Raw genomic sequence first — 22,203 nt, forward strand, 5'->3', positions numbered from 1 at the left:
GATGAAGTTGAGATTCATTTAACCACCAAATTTAACCAAGAATTTTCACCCTTTATGCTTCTAAACACACCATGCGGTATCTATTTCTGATTGCATTACTCAGCCTGGCACCGATGGCTCAGGCGCAGCGAAAGCCTAAGAAGGGCGCGAAAGAGAACGTACCTGCGGTTGAGTCGGCGCAACTACCCCGAACGTTTCCACAGAGTCATGTCGGAAGCTGGGAAGGAACCCTTCAGATCACTAACCCGGGTAATCGGTTACCACAAACGCAGCCCATGCGGCTCACCATCGATTCGCTGCGTGGGCAACCGGGGCGGTACGCGTTTCAGATCCAGTACGGGCAACAGGCCGTGCGGCCCTATGAACTTGTTGTGGTCGATGCCGCCAGAGGCAGTTACCAGATCGACGAGAAAGATGGCGTTGTGCTGGAAGCCTCGAAAATCGGTGATCAGTTGACCAGTCAGTTTTCGGTTGGCAACAACCTGATCACCACGACATACACCTTTCTGACCGATCCTGACCGGATTGGATTTGCTTTGTTTTTTGCCGAAGCAACACCACGCACAACGGGCCCGGCGGCATCGCCTGTGTTGACGTACCCGGTCCGTAGCCGACAGTTAGCCACATTAACTCGGGTTTCCAAATAGCAGGGTTGCTTATTGCCTATTTTTTCTTACCTTTGCACTCCCATTTTTTTGGGATAGCCATAGCAAAAAACCAATTAGTTAATGCCTACCATACAACAGTTAGTCCGCAAAGGCCGCGAGAAGCTGAACTTCAAATCGAAGTCACCAGCTCTTGATGCGTGTCCTCAGCGTCGGGGTGTATGTACGCGTGTGTACACGACCACTCCCAAGAAGCCCAACTCGGCGCTTCGCAAAGTAGCCCGTGTTCGTTTGTCGAACGGGAAAGAAGTTAACGCCTACATTCCGGGCGAAGGTCACAACCTGCAGGAACACTCAATCGTACTGATTCGTGGTGGCCGGGTGAAAGATCTTCCGGGTGTGCGTTACCACATCGTGCGCGGTGCGCTCGATACGGCTGGCGTAAGCGGCCGTCTGCAAAGCCGGTCAAAATACGGCGCCAAGCGTCCGAAGCCAGGTCAGGTTGTTGCCGCAAAAGGCAAAGGTGCCCCAGCGAAAAAGAAAAAATAAGTGAATGGATTTCGGAATTGGGATCTTGGCTTTCGGATTTGCTCCGCCAACCCCAATTGCGTCTAGTAGCGACGTAAATCCGAAATCCGCAATTCCAATTCCGAAATCAATCAGACTGCCCGTTGAAAGACTACGGCAGAGTAAGAGAAATCTGAAGACACAATGAGAAAGTCGAAACCACCCAAGCGGTACGTGTTACCTGACCCTAAGTACAAAGAGGTTCTGGTAACCAAGTTTGTGAACAATTTGATGTACGAAGGCAAGAAGTCGCTGTCGTACGCCATCTTCTATGATGCCATTGACCTGGTTGCCAAGCGCACCAACGAAAGCGGTATTGATACATGGAAGAAAGCGTTGAACAACGTGATGCCTTCTGTTGAGGTTAAAAGCCGCCGCGTCGGTGGAGCTACCTTCCAGGTGCCCACTGAAGTACGCGCAGATCGGAAAGTCTCGGTAGGCATGAAATGGCTTATCCGCTTTGCCCGTTCACGCGGTGAAAAAACAATGGTAGACCGTTTGGCCGGTGAAATCATTGCTGCTGCTAAAGGTGAAGGTGCCGCCGTTAAGAAAAAGGACGACACCCACCGCATGGCCGAAGCCAACAAGGCGTTCTCTCACTTCCGGTTCTAAACCGGGTTCGCGTTATAAACCTCATCGTTTTTCGAAACGAAACAGGTTTGGCAATCTTGAAAAGCCCCTTCACATAGAAGGGGCTTTTTTAATGGCTGATAAATCGCATCTGACCGAAACACCGTACCTTTGAAGGGTACAAAAACCAGTTTACCGTTTTCTGTTTACCGTTTTTTGTTGCTCCGCTAATTCACCGTTCTATAGGTGGTAGCAGCGCAACTGAAAACAGTAAACAGAAAACGGTAAACTTCTTAAAAAATGACCACAACTACGACCACCCGTACCCGCGACACGCAGATTTTTGATCTGATTGCCAAAGAGCAACACCGGCAGGAGTCGGGCATTGAACTCATTGCTTCTGAGAATTTTGTATCACCTCAGGTGATGGAAGCCGCCGGCAGTGTGCTGACCAACAAATACGCTGAAGGCCTGCCCGGCAAACGCTACTATGGGGGGTGTGAAGTGGTTGATCAGGTAGAGCAGGTTGCTATTGACCGTGTAAAAGAATTATTTGGTGCCAGCTGGGCCAACGTTCAACCCCATTCAGGGGCTAACGCCAACACGGCGGTATTTCTGGCCACATTGAAGCCGGGGGATACCATTCTTGGTTTCGATCTGAGTCACGGCGGTCACCTCACACACGGTTCGTCGGTGAATATTTCGGGTAAATATTTTCGGCCTACGTTTTACGGCGTTGAGCAGGAAACGGGCGTTATCAACTACGATGTGGTTGAAGAAACGGCGCACCGCGAAAAGCCCAAAATGCTGATCTGCGGGGCATCGGCCTACAGCCGCGACTGGGATTACGCCCGCCTGCGTGCCATCGCAGATTCAGTAGGCGCGCTGATGCTCGCCGACGTGTCGCACCCGGCCGGGCTGATTGCCAAAGGCCTGCTGAACGACCCGCTCGATCATGCACACATCGTGACCACCACCACGCACAAGACCCTGCGCGGAACACGCGGTGGCCTGATTATGCTGCGTAATGATTTCGAGAACCCCTTTGGTCTGAAAACGCCGAAAGGTGAACTGCGCATGATGTCGTCGCTGCTCGATTCGGGGGTTTTCCCGGGAACACAGGGTGGCCCGCTCGAACACATCATTGCGGCTAAGGCCGTTGCCTTTGGCGAAGCGCTGACCGATGAGTTTTATGACTATGCCGTACAGGTAAAAGCCAATGCACAGGCCATGGCCAACGCGTTCACGGAGCGGGGGTACCGGATTATTTCGGGTGGCACTGATAACCACCTGATGCTGATTGATTTACGCACGAAAGGCGGACAAGCTACCACCCTGACGGGCAAACTGGCCGAGAACACGCTCATTAAAGCAGATATTACGATTAATAAGAACATGGTTCCGTTTGACGATAAATCACCGATGGTTACTTCGGGGATGCGCGTTGGCACAGCGGCCATGACTACGCGCGGTATGAAAGAAGCTGATATGGAGCTAATTGTGGGGTATATCGACGAGGTGTTGATGAACCACGACAATAATCAGAAGATTGAAGCCGTTCGGGAGAAAATTAACGCCTGGATGAAGGCATTTCCGTTATACGCATAAAATCAGTTTACAGTTTTTGTTTACCCGAACCGGTCCGCCGGTTCGGGTAAACAGAAAACTGTAAACTCAATCATTATGGCATTAGATCAGGCATTTGACCAGCGCGGATACGATGATGGCGACGACACCGACGAAATAGAACCGGGCGATGGTACCGAGATGAGCTTTCTGGAGCACTTGGAAGCACTTCGCTGGCATCTGTTGCGCGCATTCGCGTCTATTTTCGTCTTCGCGTTGATCGCCTTCGTGTATATCCACGAGATTTTTGATTTAGTTATTCTGGCTCCATCCCGCCCCGATTTCTGGGCGTACCGTCAGCTATGCAAACTGGCCGCCCTGGCTAGTGCGCCCGATCTGTGTGTGGATAAGCTCGATTTCCAACTGCAAGCGCTGGGCATGTCGGATAACTTCACGATGGGCATCACAATCTCATTCATTATCGGGTTGGCCTTTGCATTTCCGTATGCGTTCTGGGAAATCTGGCGGTTTATTAAACCTGGCCTGAAAATGACCGAAAAGAAAGCGGCCCGCGGGGCTGTGTTCTTTGTGTCGATGCTGTTTCTGATGGGCCTGATGTTTGGGTACTACGTGGCTTCGCCGCTGGCTATCAACTTCCTGGCCAACTGGCAGTTGTCTCCCCAGATTAAAAACCAGTACGATATTACGTCGTATATCGGTATTCTGGCTACCTTATCATTAGGCTGTGCACTGATGTTCCAGATGCCCATGATCGCCTTTGTGCTTTCGAAAGTAGGTGTGTTAACGCCTTCGTTTATGCGCACTTTCCGCAAGCATGCTTGGATTGTTATCCTTGTAGTGGCTGGTGTCATCACGCCATCGCCTGATATTTACAGCCAGTTGCTGGTAGCGTTCCCGCTGGTTATTCTTTACGAAGTAAGTATTCTGGTATCGAGGTCTGTTCAGCGGGCCCGATTGGCTGAGCTCAAATAAGAGCTTATCCGGTAGGTTAAAACAACAAGGAATCCCCGCTTGATGTATCTCATCAGCGGGGATTCCTTGTTGTTTTAACCTATTAACTGACTACCGGCGGAATTTACTACGGTTCACGATTGAGCACCCGCTCCAGTTCTGATTCTTCGGTCGGGTTAGGCTTTGTTACCGGCTTCGGTGCTGGTGGCGTAGCTGTAGGACGGGTACGTTGTGTCGCCGCAGGTTTAGGTGTTGCAAGAGCCTTGCGAATTGTGTTCTCGGCTACTGCCTGCGGTGCTGGTTTCTGCTCAGGTACGTTCGCAGGTGCTTTGTCGGCGCTGCGTGCAGGTGCATCATTCGGTTGGACTGCCCGTTGTGCAGGTACGTCTACGGTGGGTGTTGCCCGCCGGGTGAGTGCTTCAGAAGGACGTTCGCTTGGCTGGGTACGTTCAGTAGCCTTACTTGCTGGCCGATTTTTCGCTGGCGCTATGGATACTGTCGACTCAGAAGCTGCCGGTTGCGATTCGTTACTGGCAGAGCGGGGTGATTCTGATGGCCGTGTTACCGGCTCATCAACGACAGCAGGAGCCGACGTGCTGATGGATGGCCCGCAGCTATCAGGCCAGAGCTGACAGCGGTAGGTGTACCCGGCATATCCAATGCCGACCAACAGTCCTCCCGCCAGAAGGCTTTTGGTCAGGGCGCTTATTGGGCGCTGCGCTGCCGGGCTGCCCGAAAGCGTTGGCAGGCCTACTCCTGAGGTGCGACCAGTTACCGGAATCTGTATGGTCTCAGCGGTGGCCGGCACTTCAACCGTTACCGTTGATTGATGGCGACCCGACCGCTCAGGCGTGTAACGCAAGTGAATATACGACCCCGTTGTTTCTGGCTTAAACGTCAATGTCTGTTTGAAAGCCAGCCGCTCCACACCCGCTGCCACCTGGAACAGACTTGCCTCGTCGACAGTGACAACAACAAGCGTGTTAGGCTGGGGCGGCGTGATCCGGAGCGTCAGAAAGCTTTCTTCGCCGGGGTTTGTAGGGTCGAAGCGGAGGGCCGAGCTACTTACCTGTAATCGTGCCCCTGCGTTGGGCAAACCAATGCCGTTTTGGCCATTGGTTTTTTCTGTTGACACAGCACGGATATCATTCATTTTTTATGTACGTGAGTTTATGTTTAATGGTCTGGCCTATATTAGTGAAGTGAGGCAACGGCTCACTTCACTCCATTTTAACCAAATCCTCATTTTGGCCCTAAAAAGATAGTCAAACCAACTCGTTATGCGTAGGTTACATAACCACCAACGTTAGACAAATGCCCATATTAACCGTTATTGCCAAGCGACTTAAAGATCGTCTGAAAAGTTTCTCACCCACATTCCTTGGCTGGGTAGGGTTAAAATTGCTGACAAAAGAACAGACAGAAGATCTGATGCGGCCTTATCAGATCAGCTTCTCGTCGAAGGTACCCATATCGCTGGCCGGGGTTGTTGATGTAGCCGATTCACAAAAAGTACTGTTTCCTCCTAAAGTAATTGAGACTGATCCTGACTTTGTATGGGATTATGTCAATACCGATAATAAAGCCACGCTACTGCGTAGTGGTAACGTAAACATTGGCAATTCATTTCTGGATACTGATTTCGGTAATCAAGCCTTGCTGGCCGATCTGTTGACCCCTGACCGACGACCTGTAACGAAACACCCGGTTGTTATTGCTCCCTGGAGCCATTATTGGAGTGGTTACTTCGACTATTTACTGTTCGTAGCGGGCAAACTAGCCCGAATGAAAACAGTTTTAACACCAACTCTGTTCGCTGAGGCTATTGTAACATATCCATTACTTCATTCATCTTTTGAAGCTGAGTTACTATCGCTGCTGGGTATTAACGCCGATCGGTTAGTCGACAGCCGAACGCAGGCCATTCAGTTTGACCGGTGCCTGCTGGCCAATAACAGCAGTTGGTTCTACCCGTCGGTGGCTGATGTTATGGCGTTGAAGTCGATCGTAGAATCGCAAATGCCTCCCGCCGAAACCGCCCCAACCAAACGGATTTATATTAGCCGGAAAGGCCGTCGGCAGGTGGTCAATGAAGAAGCCCTGACGGGTATGCTTCGGCAGTATGGGTTTGATATTATCGAAGACAGGCCGCGCTCTATCGTTGAGCAGATTGAACTGTATCGGAGCGCGTCGTTCATCATCGGCCCGCATGGTGCTTCATTTGCCAATATACTCTGGTGCCAGCCAGGTACGTTGCTGCTTGAGTTATTCGCCCCAAACTATCGTCCCGAGTATTTTCGTTATCTGACGCATGTGCTGAAGCTCCGACACGCAGCTTATTGCCTTGGCCCCATAGCCGAAAGCCATTACACGTTTGTTGACGCCGACATCGAGGTGTCTGTAGCTGAGATAGAACGGGGCATCGCGCAGTTGCTGACTGCCTAAAAAGAACAGTCAAGGATGCGATGGCCGGTTACGCCGGTCGGAATGATCTGATGCACTTTGACGCGCCCACTGGCAACAAACGCTTCGATCTGATACCGACTGGCTTCGTCAACAACATAAAAACGGCGGGCAAACTGATGGGCATTGAACTGAGCAGGCCAGATCAGCCCTTTGAGTTTGTAGTTTTCGGCCACACCTTCCAGAATCTTATAATCGGTCGTTGATTCCAGTACGTTGCGTCGGTCAAGGGCTGTTTGCCAGTCGAGTAGGTAATAAGCCGGGTGGTGGGTCTGATAAAACCGGATTGGCAGAAAGTAGTAGGCTGACTCGAACAGCACGGGCTGACCGGGCTTCAGTTTCTCGACATCGTGCCGAATCTCGCCCGAGAAAAGCGGTATTTTCCTGTTCTGGAAAATGATGAACACGCCGGTAAATACCAGGAAAACAACGAGCGCGGCAATTTTTACGCCGGGAGCCAGTCTGATCGTTCGCTCACGAAGTTTTGTCCGGTTCGAGGTACGTATCTGCCCCAGAACCCACCAGCCTGTATACAGCAGTTGATAGATAAATAACAGACTTGATGGCCAGAAGTAGCGGTTCAGAAAGACCGATGTGTGCAGTAACGAGACTGTCAGGCCCAACAATAGGGTAAACCCAATCAGAAAACCAGCCAGCGTATAAAGAGCAAACGCTGGATTGGTTAATGCGCTCAATCCCTGGGTTCGTAACCGGGGCAGGGCGATCCAGCCAAACAAAGCAACGGCCACAAGCACACGCAGCACGATCAGTACCGGGTAGGTACTCTCTAAATGAGCCGATAGGGAAGGCAGGAGGTCGCCAACCGTTTTGAAGGCCGTATGAAACGTAGGAACTGGAATCCAGGAGTGCGGAATACCCGATTTAGTCTGAATGCTGAAGGAAGGAAACCAGACAACCAGCCAGACAACCGCCATAAGCAAATGTGTACCCAAAACTGGCAGAAACCGCATACTCCTGGCACGTACCCAGTTTAACAACCACAGTAGTCCGAAGAACACACCTGAACCGGCAATGTAGAACAAGGCCACGTTGTGCGTAAACATGAAACCGATGCCAACAAGTACGTGGGCCACAAGCCATTTCCGATTCTCGGGAGACAGCAGAATCTGATGCAGTACTACGATGTAGCTCCAGCCGAGCAACAAATAAAGACTGTAGGTTCTAACCTGCGTTGATAGTGTGTAGTTCAGGTACGTTAACGACACCATCATTAGCACGGCTAAAAAGTTGACCAGCGCTGTTTGGGGGGGCAACGTACCTGCTACCCTGCGTGCCGCCACTTCCTGATCGAGCAGGCGGGTGACGTACCGGAAAAACCAGGTGACCGTAACGGCGAACAGACCGATAGAAACGCCTTTCAGAAAAAACGGATTCAGACTAATGCCATGCCCCAGCAACCAGTACAGGTTAATAAATAACGGTGGGTTGGCATCCATGCCGCTGACAATGGCCTGATTGGTATGAGCCAGCGACGGATCTGAGAGGAGGAGGTAACTTAATACCTCGTCCATCCACAGATAGCGATCTTTTACAAATAAGGATACTGTCAGACTCCCGGTTAGGGTTAGCAGCAGCGCTGCGCTCAGCCGGTTTTTAGTCAGCATAGTTACTGGATTGATTTTCCTGTTTCGTCGATGTTTGCGGTGACTGAATAGGTTGCTCCTGATACGGCATCGAAATAAACACCTCCTGTACCTTTACTGAACCGGTTGTTGGCCACAACGACGCCGGTTGCTTTTTCACCATACGCCCTAAATGTAGCTATATTCTCGGTGGCGGGTTTGTTTGAGATTGTATTATCCCGGAAAATATTGTTAGGTGCGTTGTCGCAAATGATCGCGTGTGTAGCACTGCTGATGATCACATTACTTTCGTAAACGCCCCCCGTGCTCGATGTGGTCAGCAATTCCAGGCGCCCCGTCATATTGAGCGTGTTGTGGTTGAACTGAGCGGTGCCGGCGTTAAATAACTGAATGCCACCCGTAACCGTCCCTACTGTCTGGTTACCCACGATGACCAACCCACCCACAACCAGGCCATTACCAAAACCATCATTTGACCCTTCAATGAACTTGTCAAAGGTCCCTTCAAATTTATTGTTCAGGATATTCACGTTCTTCGAAGCACCAGCAATCTCAACGCCATAGAGGCTGCAGTTCTTGATGTAATTCTCTGACACCATCAGACCGTCCAGTGGTCCTGACAGTGAAATGCCGAATGTGCACTCATGAATGGTGTTTTTGGTCACGGTGATGTTCTGGCCAGCGTAGACGTTGTAGTTATCGTGGTTAAACAACTCGAATGCCATCCGCTTTGCCTGAATGTCATTCTGCTGTATGATGACATTCTTGGCTGTCTTGCCTGCCTGGATCTTCAGCGTCAGGAAGTTGACACTGGCTTTAGCGGCGGCATCAGAACTGCGGCAGTTCTGGATGGTCAGGTTGTTTACCGATGGTCCATCAATCGAAATAACGCCGTAGGTTGCTTCGGTAGCTGTGGCTGTCACCACCCAGTTGATGCCGTCGATGGTTACATTATCGAAATTCGGCCCTGAGTCGATTGGCCCGAACAGCGAAACGTAGCTTTTGGGTAGCGTAATGGTCACCTTGCCCGGATTGGCGCGCAGGCCCAGGTTGCTACGCATCCGTACATCCGTCTGCTGGGTATATTGCCCGTCGGGAATGAAGAGGTCGCCGGTAGTAGACTTAATAGCCAGTTGAAGCTCAGGGCCGATGTCGTCGTCGCCCGGAACGATACCAAACCAGCTGGCAATAGCCGCACCGGTAAACTGGCGTTTAAAGCGGCGACCGGTAGAGGTAACGATGACGAGCCCGGTGTTGTCTTCAGTTGTGCGGTCGCCGCGATCCAGCACAAAGAGTCCCTGTTTTCCGGCGTCGGTGAGGTACACATTGGCAGGTACGTCGGCCCGGTTAAAGGCACGTACCTGAGCCAGTGTTAATGTATCTGTGGCTGTTTGCCGAATATAATTATCCGGATCTACTTCTACCTGCTTACAATTTGTTAGCGCTACCGCCAGCCCTATTGCGCTGGCGAACATTATTTGTATCGATTTCATAACTGAGTTGATAAGCCAGTGATCAGCAACCAGTAAACAGCTTTGCGCAGGTACGTTCCATTGCAGCGCTGATAACTATTGACTGTTAACTGATCACTGTTTATTGATTATCGAATGCCGGCGTACGTCTTCAAACGATTGTAAATACGCGTAATGGGGCTGTAGCGTTGAATCGTTTTACGGTGATAGTAGTCTGTTGGCTGGGCTATATCGGGCAGCGTGAACGTGCGCTGCTGACCACTATCAAGTTGCGTTTTATACCTGTTGAAAATATCGGTGTGGGTAGCTCCCGGACCAAAGCCGATGTTCTGCACTTTAGACACCGTTGGGTACACAGTTAACCCATTTGCTTTGAAGCGACTGTAACAGAACCGGATATCCCAGGCGTCGATGGCACCCTCCATCTGGTGGCGCAGCATCCGGCTTAGATCAGAGCCACCACTATTAAATGCTTTTTGCCGGTCCGAATCGTTTTTGAATTGGTCGTAGTCGGCTACCGTCCAGTCGATCGATTGCCAGCGATCAGACCAGGTGGCCCAACCCCAGGGGCTATGACGCGGCACGAAATAGGCGTCGTTGGTATAGTTGGCAGGCTTGGGAAATGGAAAGGTATATCCCGCAATTGAATACACCCGCTTATTGTTGGCGTAATGTTGCAGGCACTGATTCATGTAATCCAGGAAGTTGGGAGCCGTAATCAGGTCATCTTCCACGATAATGGCCGACGGGTGTTTCTGCAACACGGTAGTGATGCCCTGAATGATCGAATCGGCACAGCCTATGTTCGACTCGGCGTAATTCCGGTAAATGTTTTTAAATCCGGTGATCTGCGCAATCACGCCTTTCACCTCGGCTACGCCCGGCTCATCGGCCGGTTTCTTTGGCGCATCGACGAAAACGTATAAATCACTTTCGGAAGCCAGATGATTGGCTCGTAATGCATCAATTGTCTGGCGTAGTTCGTCGGGCCGTTTGTAGGCGAAAAGAATAATAGGTGCGTTCATCGTGTTGAGGAGTTTGTAACTGGTTAATTGGTTAACTGGTCGATTGGTTACCTGCGGGGAACTTCTACCCAATGAGCCAATCAACCAGGCAGCCTTACTGGCTGGTGAGATTTTCCGATGACCTGTTTGCCAAGGTGCCAGACGTACAGGGCGTTGGTGGTGGCATAGCGGCGGAACAGGCGGCGGGGTTCCAGTGCCAGCCGGAAAACCCATTCCAGTCCCATACTCCGAATCCAGGCCGGGGCGCGCCGGTGTTCACCCGTCAGAATAGGCAGTGCGCCACCAATACCAAGCATCACGGCGGGAATACGGCCCTTCATACGCCCCATCCACAGCTCCTGCTTGGGGCAGCCTAACGCAACAAAGACCAAGCGGGCTCCCGACTCAACAATCTGCTGTACTTCTGCTGCTTCTTCGTCGGGGGTTAATGGCCGGAAAGGAGGCGAGATCAAACCGGCGATATTCAGACCGGGAAAACGCTTCTGACAAACGGCTTCTGCTTCTTTCAGCCGTTCGATGGTTGAGCCATAGAACAGCACTGGAATCTGTTCAGTGGCAGCCTGTTCGAGCAACGCGGGCATCATGTCCATACCGGCTACGCGTTCCTGTTTATGGCCATACAGGTGTTTGATAGCCCACAGTAGCGGTACGCCGTCGGCCAGTACCCACTCCGAGTCGTTCACGGCCCGCGCCAACTCCGGATTTTGCTGCGCTTCCACAATCATGTGGGCGTTGGGAAAGCACACGGTCTGTGACGCTCCGGCGTGGGCGGCTTCGATAATCGATGCCTGCACCTCCGAAAAAGTGGCCGGGGTGATGCCTAAACTAACCACCCGTGCCCGGGGCAGAGTAGTGGCTTGAGATGAATACTGCTTCATGACGTTGATATTGACTTATGAACAATCTGTACTATGTAAAGGCTCCTTGTTCATGGATTTAAGAGCACTTATCTAGCTACTGCTCAGCACTGACCAACTTTTTTTGCCTGACCAGCGACGGGTAAATTCGATCGGTGAAGGCGTTTATTTTTTCGTCCCACACCTGATTCTTCGCAAACGAATAGGCCTTGCGGCCCATCTCGAGTCGCTCAGCCGGGTTGTGGTATAGTCGTTCAATAGCCGCTGCCAGATCGTTCAGGACCTGCTCATTACTGATTACCGACACTTTGATTCCGTTGGTGCCATTGACCATCTCGGCTTGCCCGTGTAAGGCAAGTGTAATGACGGGCATCGAATTGGCCATGGCTTCCGTAACCTGCGTTGGGCCAGAGTCGCGCAGGCTGGTGAACAGGAAGATATCCGACTGCTGGTAGTACTTCAGCACCTCGTCATACGAAACATGTCCTACCCAGTTTACCCGATCAGCAACGTTGTATTTGGTCAGGTACGTTGGCACCTGGTCGGCCATTTCGCCCTGGCCCCCCACGATGGTCAGGCGGATGGGCAGTGCCGGATTGACCCGGCTGAATGCATGAATCGTTAATTCAAGCGCCTTGCGGGGCAATAGACGACCAACCCAAAGTAAATTCAGAACTGGCGGGTTAGCCACCCGCTCTTGTGGAACGGAGGCCTGGAAATCGGCGCCGATGCCTGAGTCGAGCATGAGTTCAGTTGGTTTGCTACCCCGGTAATTACGTGCCAGTTCAAGCGAATCAGAGTTGGAGATCAACACCTGATCGGCCTGGCGCATGGTGCGGTAAAAGCCCGGATTGAAATGCTGCAGCAACCAGCTTACACCGTCGCGCAGCACTTCCCGCGAATAATAACTGCCCAGATAATGTTTCATTACTTTCGGCACCCGCTGACCGCCACCCGCCGGCCCGAAAACAAACGGTTTGCCAACCCGGTACATGAAGCTGCCCAACTGCAAACTGCTGTAGGTAACGTGATGAACCAGATCAAAGTCGTACTGCTGATCCAGCTTTTTGGCCAGCTTGGCGGCCTGCCACTGCCAGTATACGTAGTGCGCATACAACCCAACCAGGTTGCCATACGCCCGGTCGAGCCAGTCCGGGACGCCAACATAATGCACCGTCAGGTTCGGGAATTCGCCCTTCGCCAGTTCGGGTTCAATAGCCGACCGGAACTCTTCGCGGGTAATGCAGTGCACGCGTAGCCCACGCTGGCTGAGCAGCGTGGAATAGTGCCAGCCATTCCCCTCTTCCGACCCCCGGTTGGGCAAACAGGCATAAGCCGATAGTAGAACGTTCAGCATACTCAGGCAGGTTGGAATTTACGACGAAGGAATCCTCCACAGATGCGGGCCACATCGAGCACGAAGTAGAGCAACTTGGTTTTTGAATGAACCATGGCGAAGTGATAGCGTACCGTCAGGTTCGTTGGTGATCGGATAGACGTGAAACTCTTGACAAAATCGGCCCAGCCCGGCCGCTGCTGCAGGAAAATACCCGTTGCTTTTACGTGTTCGCCTACCACACTTTTGGTGCTTACCCAAAGCGGATATCCTGCCTTCTGGGCACGTACCGAGAACTCAACATCGGCCATATAGTGCGCAAAACGAACTGAGTCATAAAGCCCAACTTTCTGGAACACTTCCATCGGAATCAACGTACCCCGGCCCGGCAATGAATCCGTTTCGATAGCGGCGGCATGATTAACCAGCTTCGAGTAGCTGCGGCCATAATCGTCGGCAATGTGGTGACCACCGGCTAGCACCAGATTCATTTTGGTACCGGCGAACTCCAGTTTTTCGGGTTCATCAATGTCAACACTTGGTGAGCCAACCACGCAGGGGTAATGTGCCCATTCGGTATCGAGCAGGGTTTGCAGATAGTCTGGTTTTACTTCAGTATCGTCGTTGAGCGTCAGCAGAAAATCGTCTTTGCCGATGGTTGCGCCAACCAACTCCTGCGCTTTTCGGATGCCTACGTTCGTAGCTTCTGTCCACCACAGGTTACCATCGCCCCGTAATACAATGGCGTTGGGAAACTCCTGCCGGATCATTTCGCTGGTGCCATCCGTAGAACCATCGTCAACCACGATTTCCTGATGGTGTGGGTAGGTTTGTGCCGCCAGACATTCCAGACAGCGGCGTGTTAGCTCACGGCGGTTATGAACGGGAATTACGACGTAGATCATAAGTGATTTGTTGAGTTTGGCCACTGATCCTGAACATGCATTGGGTACATATCCGTCTGGTGGTCGATGTTGATCGTGTTGAGGTCAGCGACAGGTTGCTCGGCGGGTTTAAATCCGTAATACAGGCCCAGCCCAACGTAACCCCAGTAATAGATGGGTAGTTGATAGGATATCCCGAAGAGTAAGCCGCTGGTAATGAAGGCAAAGAGGACCGTCTGTTCAAAGGTGAACTTGCGGTTTCGACTGTAAATCATCCAGAGTGTACAGAAAATGACAAACAGGTTGAGCCCCAGTCCGGCTATGCCATAGTTATACAGCATATCGATGTACTGGGAGTGGATGATAGTGCCTTTCTCGGGGAAATCTTCGTTCACCATAATCTCGCCCCGGTCGTACCCTTCATAGCGCCAGCCCAGCCAGGGGCGGTCTGGAATCTGACTCCAGTAATAGATCGATTGTTCGAGCCGCCAGTTACCTGTGTTATCTTCTGTTGGTTTAGCAATGCCGCCGATGTTTTCGAGGAACGCATCTACTTTTTTGGGCGATAGTGCTGCCACGAACGGGACAATCAGCAGCGCAAGTATAAAAAGTGTAGACGCCGTTCGGCCAATAGGTAAGCGGCTGTTGCCAGGTAACTTGCCCATCATTGATAAGCCAGCCACTACAGCAACGCCAAATACGGCCGATGAGATTACTGACCGGTGAAGGAGCAAAACGATCAGACCGAACGTACCCAGAAAGCCCAGAAAATCGATAAGCCGGTTTTTCTCCAGATACTGCATCAGAAAAAACAGTAACGGCAGCATCAGATAAAACGACTCATAGGCCGATGTACTGCGGCTTTCTGAGGTCAGGCTGTATTCCAGGATTTTGCCCAGCAGAATTTGGCCGTAGAAATACAGGGCTCCTACAATCATCACGGCCCAGCCCAGTTTGAGCGTGCCGGCCCGCCGAGCCACAACGAACGTCAGCAAGGCCAGACCGCAATAGGCCAGCCGCTTGATGACGAAAAATGAATAGAAGTACAGATTATAGGTGTGCAACGATTCGAGTACCAGCCCAAACAGAGCCAGACTGAGCACCCAGGCCACCAGTTTGTAGGGGCTGGGGTAATCGAAATAGCCGACAAAGAGCATGGTGGCGGCCACCAGACCGGCAATGTTCGACACTGCCGACAGAACCGGGCTTGTCTGGTCTGAGCCGTATGTAAGCGAGCTGACCCCAAACAGCAGCAGTAAAAGCGCCAGCCTGTAGGCCCAGGTAATAGCCTTTACACCCGGTTTCTTTTCAGGAGCGGGCGTTTCTGGCTCAAACGTGTATATCGGTTCGTCGATGTTCATGGATTGGCGAGTACGGCTTCGTAGATCGACTTCGTATGATGCGTAATGTATTGGGCATCGAATCGCTCAAGCGAGATAGCCCGGGCCTGCTTTGCCAGTAACTGGCGCAGTGAGGTATCGCCCCATAGCTGCCCCACGGCCGCTGCTATGTTGGCGGGTTCCAGCGAGGTCAGCATACCGGTCTGGCCATGTTCAACCAGCGACGAAACCCCACCAACGTCGGAAGCGACCACCGGAAGACCAGCTAACTGTGCTTCACATACGCTATTGGGGCTATTATCGATGTAAGACGGGTGCAGTAGGCAGAACGCGTCTGCGTATGTGGCCCAGAGTTGTTCGCCCGTCAGCATACCCCGGTGTTCTACCGCATCGTCGGGGATAGTGGTCAGCCCCAGATCGTTAATTAATTCCAGAAGCGCATCGTAACTACCAAATCCGGTGATAATCAGCCGGATCGGCCACTGTTCGCGCAGGATGCTCAAGGCCCGTAACGCTTCACGAATTCCCTTGATGTCGTGCAGCCCGCCAATAAAGAGCATGGCATTGGGCGGCTGATCACCGGGGGGGGCAATGGGCTGGTAGAATACCGGCCGCATAAGTTCCCAGTTATGGTGAATGACCGCTTTCGGATTCAGTTTATGCACAACGGCTTTGTCCCAGTGGGTACGTCCGATGTAGTGGTGAACGGAGCGGGCGTACCGTTTCTCGTAATAGCTGGCCACCGCCCACGACACATGCCGGTAGTCGGGCCGGTTGGGTAGGTAGCGGTAGTACTCTGTCACGAAGCCCTGCGCCGACACCACTTTGGGCAGCTTCAGCGCAACGGCCATAGCGGGATACTGCTGTTCGGTTCCGTGAATATGCAGGAGGTCGAACGTACCCAGCTTACCGGTACCAACCTGGGTGCGCAGGTAGTCTCTTACTCGTTTGATACGCCGTTTATAGCCCGTTAACAGGTCCCATTTATCATCGGGAACTTTCAGATAGATATACCGAACACCATCGCGGGTTTGTTCTTCGTCCTGATCAATCTGGTGATTGTAGCTGACAATGGTAATGGAGAGGCCCTCCTGCGCCACCAGATTGGCTGCCAACGCCGTCATCCAGGGCACGGGGTGTCCGAGTTTTGACGGGTGAGGAGCTGCTGCAAGCCAGAGAACGTTCATAATAGTGAATAGAATGGCACTTGCAGGCAAGGCCGTGATAATCAGTTGTGTATTAGAGAGTGTTTACTTCAGATGAACTGGTCGCGAGTTCTCCCGGCGTACTTGACAGGCAGCCCTGCACGGGCTGCCCTACGGTTATTTCCTTGTAAAACGCCAACAGCTTCTGCAAACCCGCTTCGTGGCTCAGATAGCGTTCGGCGTGGCGGGTTTGTACATCAAGTAATGGCTGCCGTTTGACCGGATCGCGGTAGGTCAGAATCAGCTTTGCCAGATAAGCCGGGTCGCGCTCGCTGAGTAGCCCTGCACCGTGTGGCATCAGTTCGGGAATACCACCCACGGGCAACGCCAGCACAGGTACGTTCACGGCAAAGGCTTCGAGCAGTGCGTATGGACAGTTATCGTTCAGTGCCGTATGCACGTACAGATCCGATTGGGCTACCAACCGCCACGGAGCCGACTGCCGACCCTTAAACCGGACATACTCGGTCAGGCCCAATTCGGCCACCAGCCGCTCGTATTCAGTCCGTTTCGGACCATCGCCAATCAGCCATACCTGAAAGTCAGTGACGCCCCGGCTTTTTATGTCGGCAGCAATACGGATCAGCAATTCCTGATTTTTGCGCTCATCAACGTACCCAACGTTGCTGATAATGAACTTGCCCTGGTCTTCAACGGCCCGCGGCGTTTTTTTATCAGCCGCATCGATCGTCACCGTATTGGGCAAAATGGCTCGCCGAACGCCTTCATGCATCAGGTGCTTCGACTGCTCGTAGGCGTAGTTCGACACGAAAATGTAATTATCGACATGCGCAAATAGCCATCGATACCAGCGTGTGAGCGCCCGCACAAGCCAGCCCGGCAGCGGTTTGTCGGCCAGATTCGCCGCCGTGATCAACTCCGTTACCGGGTCATCGTTAAAGTGGGCCGTGAGTACTACCGGTACTGTTTTGCCCAGTGCATAATACGCCGCCACACCCGACCGGACATCCTGCGCATGAATAACGTCGAACGTCTGACTACGATGCTGCCGCGTGCCCAGAAACAGGCGAATAAAGAAGCTGCTTTCGTCCCACAGGATACGGCTCGTTTGCCCCAGTCGTTTGAACACATGGCCCATGATGTTCATGGATTTGTTCCAGACGAAGGGCGTATCTGTTGTCTCCACTACCTGTACCGACATGCCCCGGCTGCGCAGATCGCGAGCCAGCGTCTTGTAGTAGGTAACAACGCCGGAAGGAGACGTACCTGTCAGGAAAGTGGGGATCAGAACGTTCATTTGTGCATCATTTTGTATAGCCGCAGGGTCAGGATCGAATCGGGCCGCTTCCGGAAATTATTGATCACGCTGTCTACTGCTGCTTCGCCGAAAAGCAGTACGTTGTACATGCGGTTTGTCCGTTTCAAGACAGCCTGCTGCCCAATTTCGCGGGCAGCCCACCGCATGAAAATGGCCATACCCACGGCTGAGCCGTGCATGTTCTGAAATACCCGACGCTGATTCCTGACGGCATAATATTGCTTCCAAGCACCCGGCCAGGGAATACCGTTCCGGTCGAACGAGGGCGGATGGCGGAACACCGACTTGGGTACCGTTACTACCGGAAAACCCATCCGTTGCGCGCGGGTCATGTATTCTACTTCGTCGCCCCAGATAAACAGCTTCAGATCGGGAATGCCAATGGAGGCCACTACATCGCTGTGAATCAGGGTACCATTGAAGAATGACGCCACGCCGTAGATCAGGTCGAAGCTTGTCATGTCGGTTACTCTCCGGTATTTCCGGTTTGGCCGATCCACATAGAACGCCAGTTCCTGATCATCGCGAACGCTGACCGACATCGAATTCTTGATGCATGGCCCCAGGTTCGGCGAGTTCAGCAACTGCTCCAGCGCATCGGGTGCGGCAATGCAGTCGTCGTCCATACACCAAAGCCAGGTAGCTCCCGACTTGTACGCACCGTCGATACCGGTTGCAAAACCACCGGCGCCGCCCAGATTCGCCTGGTTGATCACCGTGAGGTCGGCCTGCGTGGTTAGCCATTCGGTAGTGCCATCGGTACTGCCGTTGTTCACAACCAGCATGGCATCAGGCTTCCGGGTCTGCTGTCGTAAACTGTCGAGGCAGATCTTAAGGTCCGCCAGGCGGTTATAGGTGACGATTACCGCCGTTACTGTTTCCATGTGTGTTGACTGATGGTATACATACTCTAGTGAGTATCTAACCCAATTGTTTTATGAAAATTACTCAGGGGTTCTAACCCCGGTTTAGTACAATTTCGTCTTGAACATGCCTGATTCCCGCTGCTCTTTTTTGTCAGGAAATTCATCGGCTGGTCCGTAATAGGTTCTGACCATCCGCCTGATTTTCAGCTCCCAGGTCTGCTGACTGGCAAAGGTGTAGGCGTTGGCACCCATCAATAAACGTTCTTGTGGGTGGTGGTACATCCACTCAATAGCTTTTGCCAGTTCGGTGGCAACCGTTTCCCGATCGGTCAGCGGCACCCGTATCCCCGTCGATTCGTTGACAAGCTCAGCCTGTCCGTGAATATCAATGGTCACTACGGGCAGTGAATAAGCCATCGCCTCGAGCAATTGTGCTGGGCCGGTATCGCGCAGGCTGGTGAAAAAAAACACGTCTGCCTGTCGGTAAAATGCTTTCACTCGTTCGTAATCCACTTTCCCAACCCACTGCACCCGGTCTTTGAGTTGGTAGGTTTCCAGATACTCAGGTACGTACCGACCCATTTCCCCATCGCCAACAATGGTGAGTTGAATAGGCAGTTGGCTATCTACTTTGCTCAGGCCGTGTAGCGTTAGTTCAAGCGCCTTACGGGGCATCAGCCGACCAACCCAGACCAGTTGCATTACGGGGCCGGGGGTACGTAATAGCGGTTCGGGCGGAATAAATGCCTGCGAGATGCCGATAAATTCTCTGGTCACGCCCTTTGTTCTGCCCAGCCACTCAATCTTGCGGCGCGTATCTTCATTCCATACCAGTACGTGGTCGGCTCGCCGAACAGATTCATAACAGCCTGGGTTGAAGCGTAAAAGGAGCTTGCTGACCAACGTTCGCATTTGTTCCTTTTTCCAATGGCTTCTGAAATAATGGCGCATTGAATCGGGTGCTTCCTGCCCACCACCGATCGGCCCGAAAATGAACGGTCGATTCAGTTTATAGAGCATACTGCCTAGCTGAAGGCTGCCATAGCTGACGTGGTGAACGATATCGAACGAATGGATTCTGCTCAGGGGGCGGGCTGTTTTCAGCGCGGCCCACTGCCAGTACAGGTAATGAAAATACATGCCAATCAGGCCCCAGAAATAAACGGTCTCAACCCAGTCTGGTGTGTCAACATACACAAACGTCAGGTTGGGGTTGGGCTCCTGAGCGAGCCTTTTTTCTATGGCCGTTTTGTTCATCAACCGGGTCAGGCACCACACATGGTGATTCGTCTGGCTAACGATAGATGAATAGTGCCAACCGTTTCCTTCTTCGGAGCCGAGTCCAGGTACGCAGGCATACGCTGAAATCAATACCTTTTTCATAAGCCTGACGTTGAAGTTACTATGCTCGTCGGCCCGCCTGACCTGTGCGGAACGTACCTGTAAGTAGCCGGTTTACGGATCAGAGAAAGGCTGGTTAGAGGAAAGCGAACTCTGATTGATGGCGGCAGACAATGGCAGTAACGAACAGGATCAGGTGCCGATAGTTTTGCTAATGGTCTAGTTCAACTACTGTCTCCGGTGTCCATTCTCTGCTTTTGTACAGCAGGAAACCGCCCATTGCCAGTAGTACATATACTTCGGTTCCCACCCAGGCCCAGGCAGCCCCAAGATGGCCGTAATGACGAATCAGAAAAATGTTCAGTCCTAGTCCGATCACCGAACCGATGGCCGTAATAACGAAGAAAGGTCGGTCCATATGGAGGTTCAGCATCGTATGGATACCCAGCAGGTTACTCATACCGATAACCAGGGGCAGTAAGGCTACCACCCGCAACACGGCAATCGCCTCAACGAATTTTTCCCCGAAAAAGAAGGGAATAAACCAGGGGGCGATAAGCCAGAGGCCGACCGCTACCGCACCGAGGCCACCCAGTAACGGCCAGAAAACAGTACGAACCATCTTCAGTCCTGCTTCACGGCCTTTCCCGAATGCATTGGCAATGATTGGAAACAGCGCCTGGTTTAGCGCCATCGTCACAAACGTCAGCGCTACGCCTTCCAGACGGGTACCTGCCGAGTACAGCCCTACCGCATAAGCCGTACTCAGAATACCCAGGAAAAACACCGTCGACGAGGCGTAGAGGGTAATCATCACGTTGGAAAAGAACAGCGTTGCGTCGGCTTTGAACCGAGCTACCAGTTGCGTGACAGAAGGCCAGAAAAACCGGATGTTAAATCGTTTGACCGCCACACCCAGCGCAATAGCGTTGATCAATACCTGCGAAATACTCAGTACCAGATTCTGCCACACATAGTCGTCGGGTTGATGAATAACCAGAAAAATAGCGCCTGTAAACAGGATCTTTACCAACAGGTTGAACATGGCCACGCGGCCCAGATCTTCCATTGCCTGATACACCCAGAACGGCGACAGCACCGTGCTGATGCAGGTAACGTAGGTGCATACATGCAGGAGCCAGTGTTCACGGAAAGACGGCGCACTGAACGTTACAACTCCAAAAATGATGGTCGATAAGCCCCATAGAATGGTCTTCCCGGCCATTACCTCGCTGAAGATCCGGCTGGTGGCTTCCTTATCATAGCGATTAGCTGCGATGGCACGCACCGCAGCTAAATCAAACCCGTAATTGATAATCAGGCTGAAATACGTGACGTATGCCAGCGAAAAATTAAGGAGCCCCAACCGCTCCGGACCAATGATGCGCACCACATAGGGTACCGTCAACAGAGGAAGCAGAAAGTTGGCAATCTGTACACTGAACAGCGAAGCAACATTTACGGCAAAGCGCTTTAATACACTTTTCGAAAAAGCAGGTGCAGGTGCTACGACTGTCTCATCGTCGGCGAGTACCGCCGATTCCTTACCAAGCATTAGGATTTCCGTTTAAAGCCGCTTTTACCGTCCACCAGCAGATACGCATATCAAGGGCTGGCGACTGCTGCTGAATATACAGGTGGTCGTAACGTACCCGGTGCCGCATCTGGAATGGCTTACCCGTTTCGCCCCGTGCACCACGTACCTGAGCCAGACCTGTAATGCCTGGTTTCACGCTGTAGCGTTCGCGGTAACCCGGCATTGTGTTCCAGTATTGCGCATCGAGCGGTAGTGGATGTGGCCGTGGGCCAACAATGCTCATATGCCCAAGTAACACGTTCAGGAACTGAGGCATTTCGTCAAGGTTGGTTTTGCGCAGAATCCGGCCGATTGGTGTTACCCGGTAATCGTTTTTGCTGGCCTGCTGAAACTGGGCCTGCGGGTTATGAGCCATCGTGCGGAACTTGAAGCAGGGGAACTGCTCGCCATCCCGGCCCGAACGCATCTGAACGAAAATGGCAGGCCCTTTTGAAGTTAATCTTATCAATAGAGCAAGTAGAGGAATAAGCCAAATCAAAATAGTGACAGCCACCAGGCCTGCCACCAGCAAATCCGTAATCCGCTTGGCGTACAGCCCCCAGGTCTGGTTCTGACTGGTCGCATTCCGGTCCCGTTCAAGGCTGACCGTTTCCATGTTTTGTACGGTAAATGATGTCATAGTCGTTGAGTCAATTAGGTGTGTGATTTAAGCCA

At 52.3% G+C, this 22,203-nt stretch carries 20 protein-coding genes; 6 read left to right on the forward strand and 14 right to left on the reverse strand.

The features are described from left to right. Window positions 1-71: 71 nt before the first annotated feature. The 5 genes from J2I46_RS14035 (at window position 72) to tatC (ending at window position 4,301) form a co-directional block, all read left to right on the forward strand. A complete protein-coding gene (locus tag J2I46_RS14035) occupies window positions 72-647 on the forward strand; it encodes a hypothetical protein (RefSeq protein WP_207329645.1) in 576 nt (191 codons plus the stop codon). A gap of 81 nt (window positions 648-728) precedes the next feature. After that, on the forward strand, window positions 729-1,154 hold the full coding sequence (rpsL, locus tag J2I46_RS14040) for a 30S ribosomal protein S12 (RefSeq protein ID WP_085410943.1): 426 nt from the start codon (window positions 729-731) through the stop codon (window positions 1,152-1,154). Window positions 1,155-1,316: 162 nt separating this feature from the next. After that, on the forward strand, window positions 1,317-1,784 hold the full coding sequence (gene rpsG / locus J2I46_RS14045; RefSeq protein ID WP_085410942.1) for a 30S ribosomal protein S7: 468 nt from the start codon (window positions 1,317-1,319) through the stop codon (window positions 1,782-1,784). A gap of 258 nt (window positions 1,785-2,042) precedes the next feature. Next, a complete protein-coding gene (gene glyA / locus J2I46_RS14050; protein ID WP_207329646.1) occupies window positions 2,043-3,350 on the forward strand; it encodes a serine hydroxymethyltransferase in 1,308 nt (435 codons plus the stop codon). A 75-nt stretch (window positions 3,351-3,425) separates the two neighbouring features. After that, complete coding sequence (gene tatC, locus J2I46_RS14055) at window positions 3,426-4,301, forward strand: twin-arginine translocase subunit TatC (RefSeq protein ID WP_207329647.1); 876 nt, start codon at window positions 3,426-3,428, stop codon at window positions 4,299-4,301. Window positions 4,302-4,407: 106 nt separating this feature from the next. Here the strand turns inward: tatC and J2I46_RS14060 are convergent, their stop codons facing one another. Further along, window positions 4,408-5,433: a hypothetical protein gene (locus J2I46_RS14060; protein ID WP_207329648.1), complete on the reverse strand. Its 1,026-nt coding sequence runs from the start codon at window positions 5,431-5,433 to the stop codon at window positions 4,408-4,410. 161 nt (window positions 5,434-5,594) lie between these two features. Between J2I46_RS14060 and J2I46_RS14065 the strand changes: the two genes are divergently transcribed. Then, window positions 5,595-6,725: a glycosyltransferase family 61 protein gene (locus J2I46_RS14065; RefSeq protein WP_207329649.1), complete on the forward strand. Its 1,131-nt coding sequence runs from the start codon at window positions 5,595-5,597 to the stop codon at window positions 6,723-6,725. Here J2I46_RS14065 and J2I46_RS14070 read toward each other — a convergent pair. From J2I46_RS14070 to J2I46_RS14130, 13 genes are all read right to left on the reverse strand, one after another. Beyond that, window positions 6,722-8,368, reverse strand: a complete 1,647-nt coding sequence (locus J2I46_RS14070; RefSeq protein WP_207329650.1) for a glycosyltransferase family protein — start codon at window positions 8,366-8,368, stop codon at window positions 6,722-6,724. The two genes, J2I46_RS14065 and J2I46_RS14070, sit on opposite strands and share 4 nt — an antisense overlap. A 2-nt stretch (window positions 8,369-8,370) precedes the next feature. After that, a complete protein-coding gene (locus tag J2I46_RS14075) occupies window positions 8,371-9,840 on the reverse strand; it encodes a right-handed parallel beta-helix repeat-containing protein (RefSeq protein WP_207329651.1) in 1,470 nt (489 codons plus the stop codon). Between the two features lie 107 nt (window positions 9,841-9,947). Then, entirely contained in the window at window positions 9,948-10,844 is an 897-nt protein-coding gene (locus tag J2I46_RS14080) for a glycosyltransferase family protein (protein ID WP_207329652.1), read from the reverse strand. A gap of 80 nt (window positions 10,845-10,924) precedes the next feature. Further along, on the reverse strand, window positions 10,925-11,722 hold the full coding sequence (locus tag J2I46_RS14085; RefSeq protein ID WP_207329653.1) for a WecB/TagA/CpsF family glycosyltransferase: 798 nt from the start codon (window positions 11,720-11,722) through the stop codon (window positions 10,925-10,927). Between the two features lie 76 nt (window positions 11,723-11,798). Continuing rightward, window positions 11,799-13,058, reverse strand: coding sequence for a glycosyltransferase family 4 protein (locus J2I46_RS14090; RefSeq protein ID WP_207329654.1), 1,260 nt, complete (start codon window positions 13,056-13,058; stop codon window positions 11,799-11,801). 2 nt (window positions 13,059-13,060) lie between these two features. Then, window positions 13,061-13,942, reverse strand: coding sequence for a glycosyltransferase family 2 protein (locus tag J2I46_RS14095; protein ID WP_207329655.1), 882 nt, complete (start codon window positions 13,940-13,942; stop codon window positions 13,061-13,063). Beyond that, window positions 13,939-15,282: an O-antigen ligase family protein gene (locus J2I46_RS14100; RefSeq protein ID WP_207329656.1), complete on the reverse strand. Its 1,344-nt coding sequence runs from the start codon at window positions 15,280-15,282 to the stop codon at window positions 13,939-13,941. Before J2I46_RS14100 ends, J2I46_RS14095 begins: the two co-directional genes overlap by 4 nt. Next, window positions 15,279-16,448: a glycosyltransferase family 4 protein gene (locus J2I46_RS14105; RefSeq protein ID WP_207329657.1), complete on the reverse strand. Its 1,170-nt coding sequence runs from the start codon at window positions 16,446-16,448 to the stop codon at window positions 15,279-15,281. Before J2I46_RS14105 ends, J2I46_RS14100 begins: the two co-directional genes overlap by 4 nt. Window positions 16,449-16,500: 52 nt before the next feature. Continuing rightward, entirely contained in the window at window positions 16,501-17,724 is a 1,224-nt protein-coding gene (locus tag J2I46_RS14110) for a glycosyltransferase family 4 protein (protein ID WP_207329658.1), read from the reverse strand. Then, the gene (locus tag J2I46_RS14115) at window positions 17,721-18,629 is read right to left on the reverse strand and encodes a glycosyltransferase family 2 protein (protein WP_207329659.1); all 909 of its coding nucleotides are present in this window, start codon (window positions 18,627-18,629) and stop codon (window positions 17,721-17,723) included. The genes J2I46_RS14110 and J2I46_RS14115 overlap by 4 nt, the downstream gene beginning before the upstream one ends. Before the next feature lie 84 nt (window positions 18,630-18,713). Continuing rightward, on the reverse strand, window positions 18,714-19,994 hold the full coding sequence (locus J2I46_RS14120; RefSeq protein WP_207329660.1) for a glycosyltransferase family 4 protein: 1,281 nt from the start codon (window positions 19,992-19,994) through the stop codon (window positions 18,714-18,716). A 169-nt stretch (window positions 19,995-20,163) separates the two neighbouring features. After that, window positions 20,164-21,507 (reverse strand): flippase, encoded by a 1,344-nt coding sequence (locus J2I46_RS14125; RefSeq protein ID WP_207329661.1) that lies wholly within the window; start codon window positions 21,505-21,507, stop codon window positions 20,164-20,166. After that, window positions 21,497-22,168, reverse strand: a complete 672-nt coding sequence (locus tag J2I46_RS14130; protein ID WP_207329662.1) for a sugar transferase — start codon at window positions 22,166-22,168, stop codon at window positions 21,497-21,499. The genes J2I46_RS14125 and J2I46_RS14130 overlap by 11 nt, the downstream gene beginning before the upstream one ends. Window positions 22,169-22,203 lie beyond the last annotated feature (35 nt).

This window comes from Fibrella forsythiae (genome assembly GCF_017353175.1).
GTDB classification, from domain to species: Bacteria; Bacteroidota; Bacteroidia; order Cytophagales; family Spirosomataceae; genus Fibrella; species Fibrella forsythiae.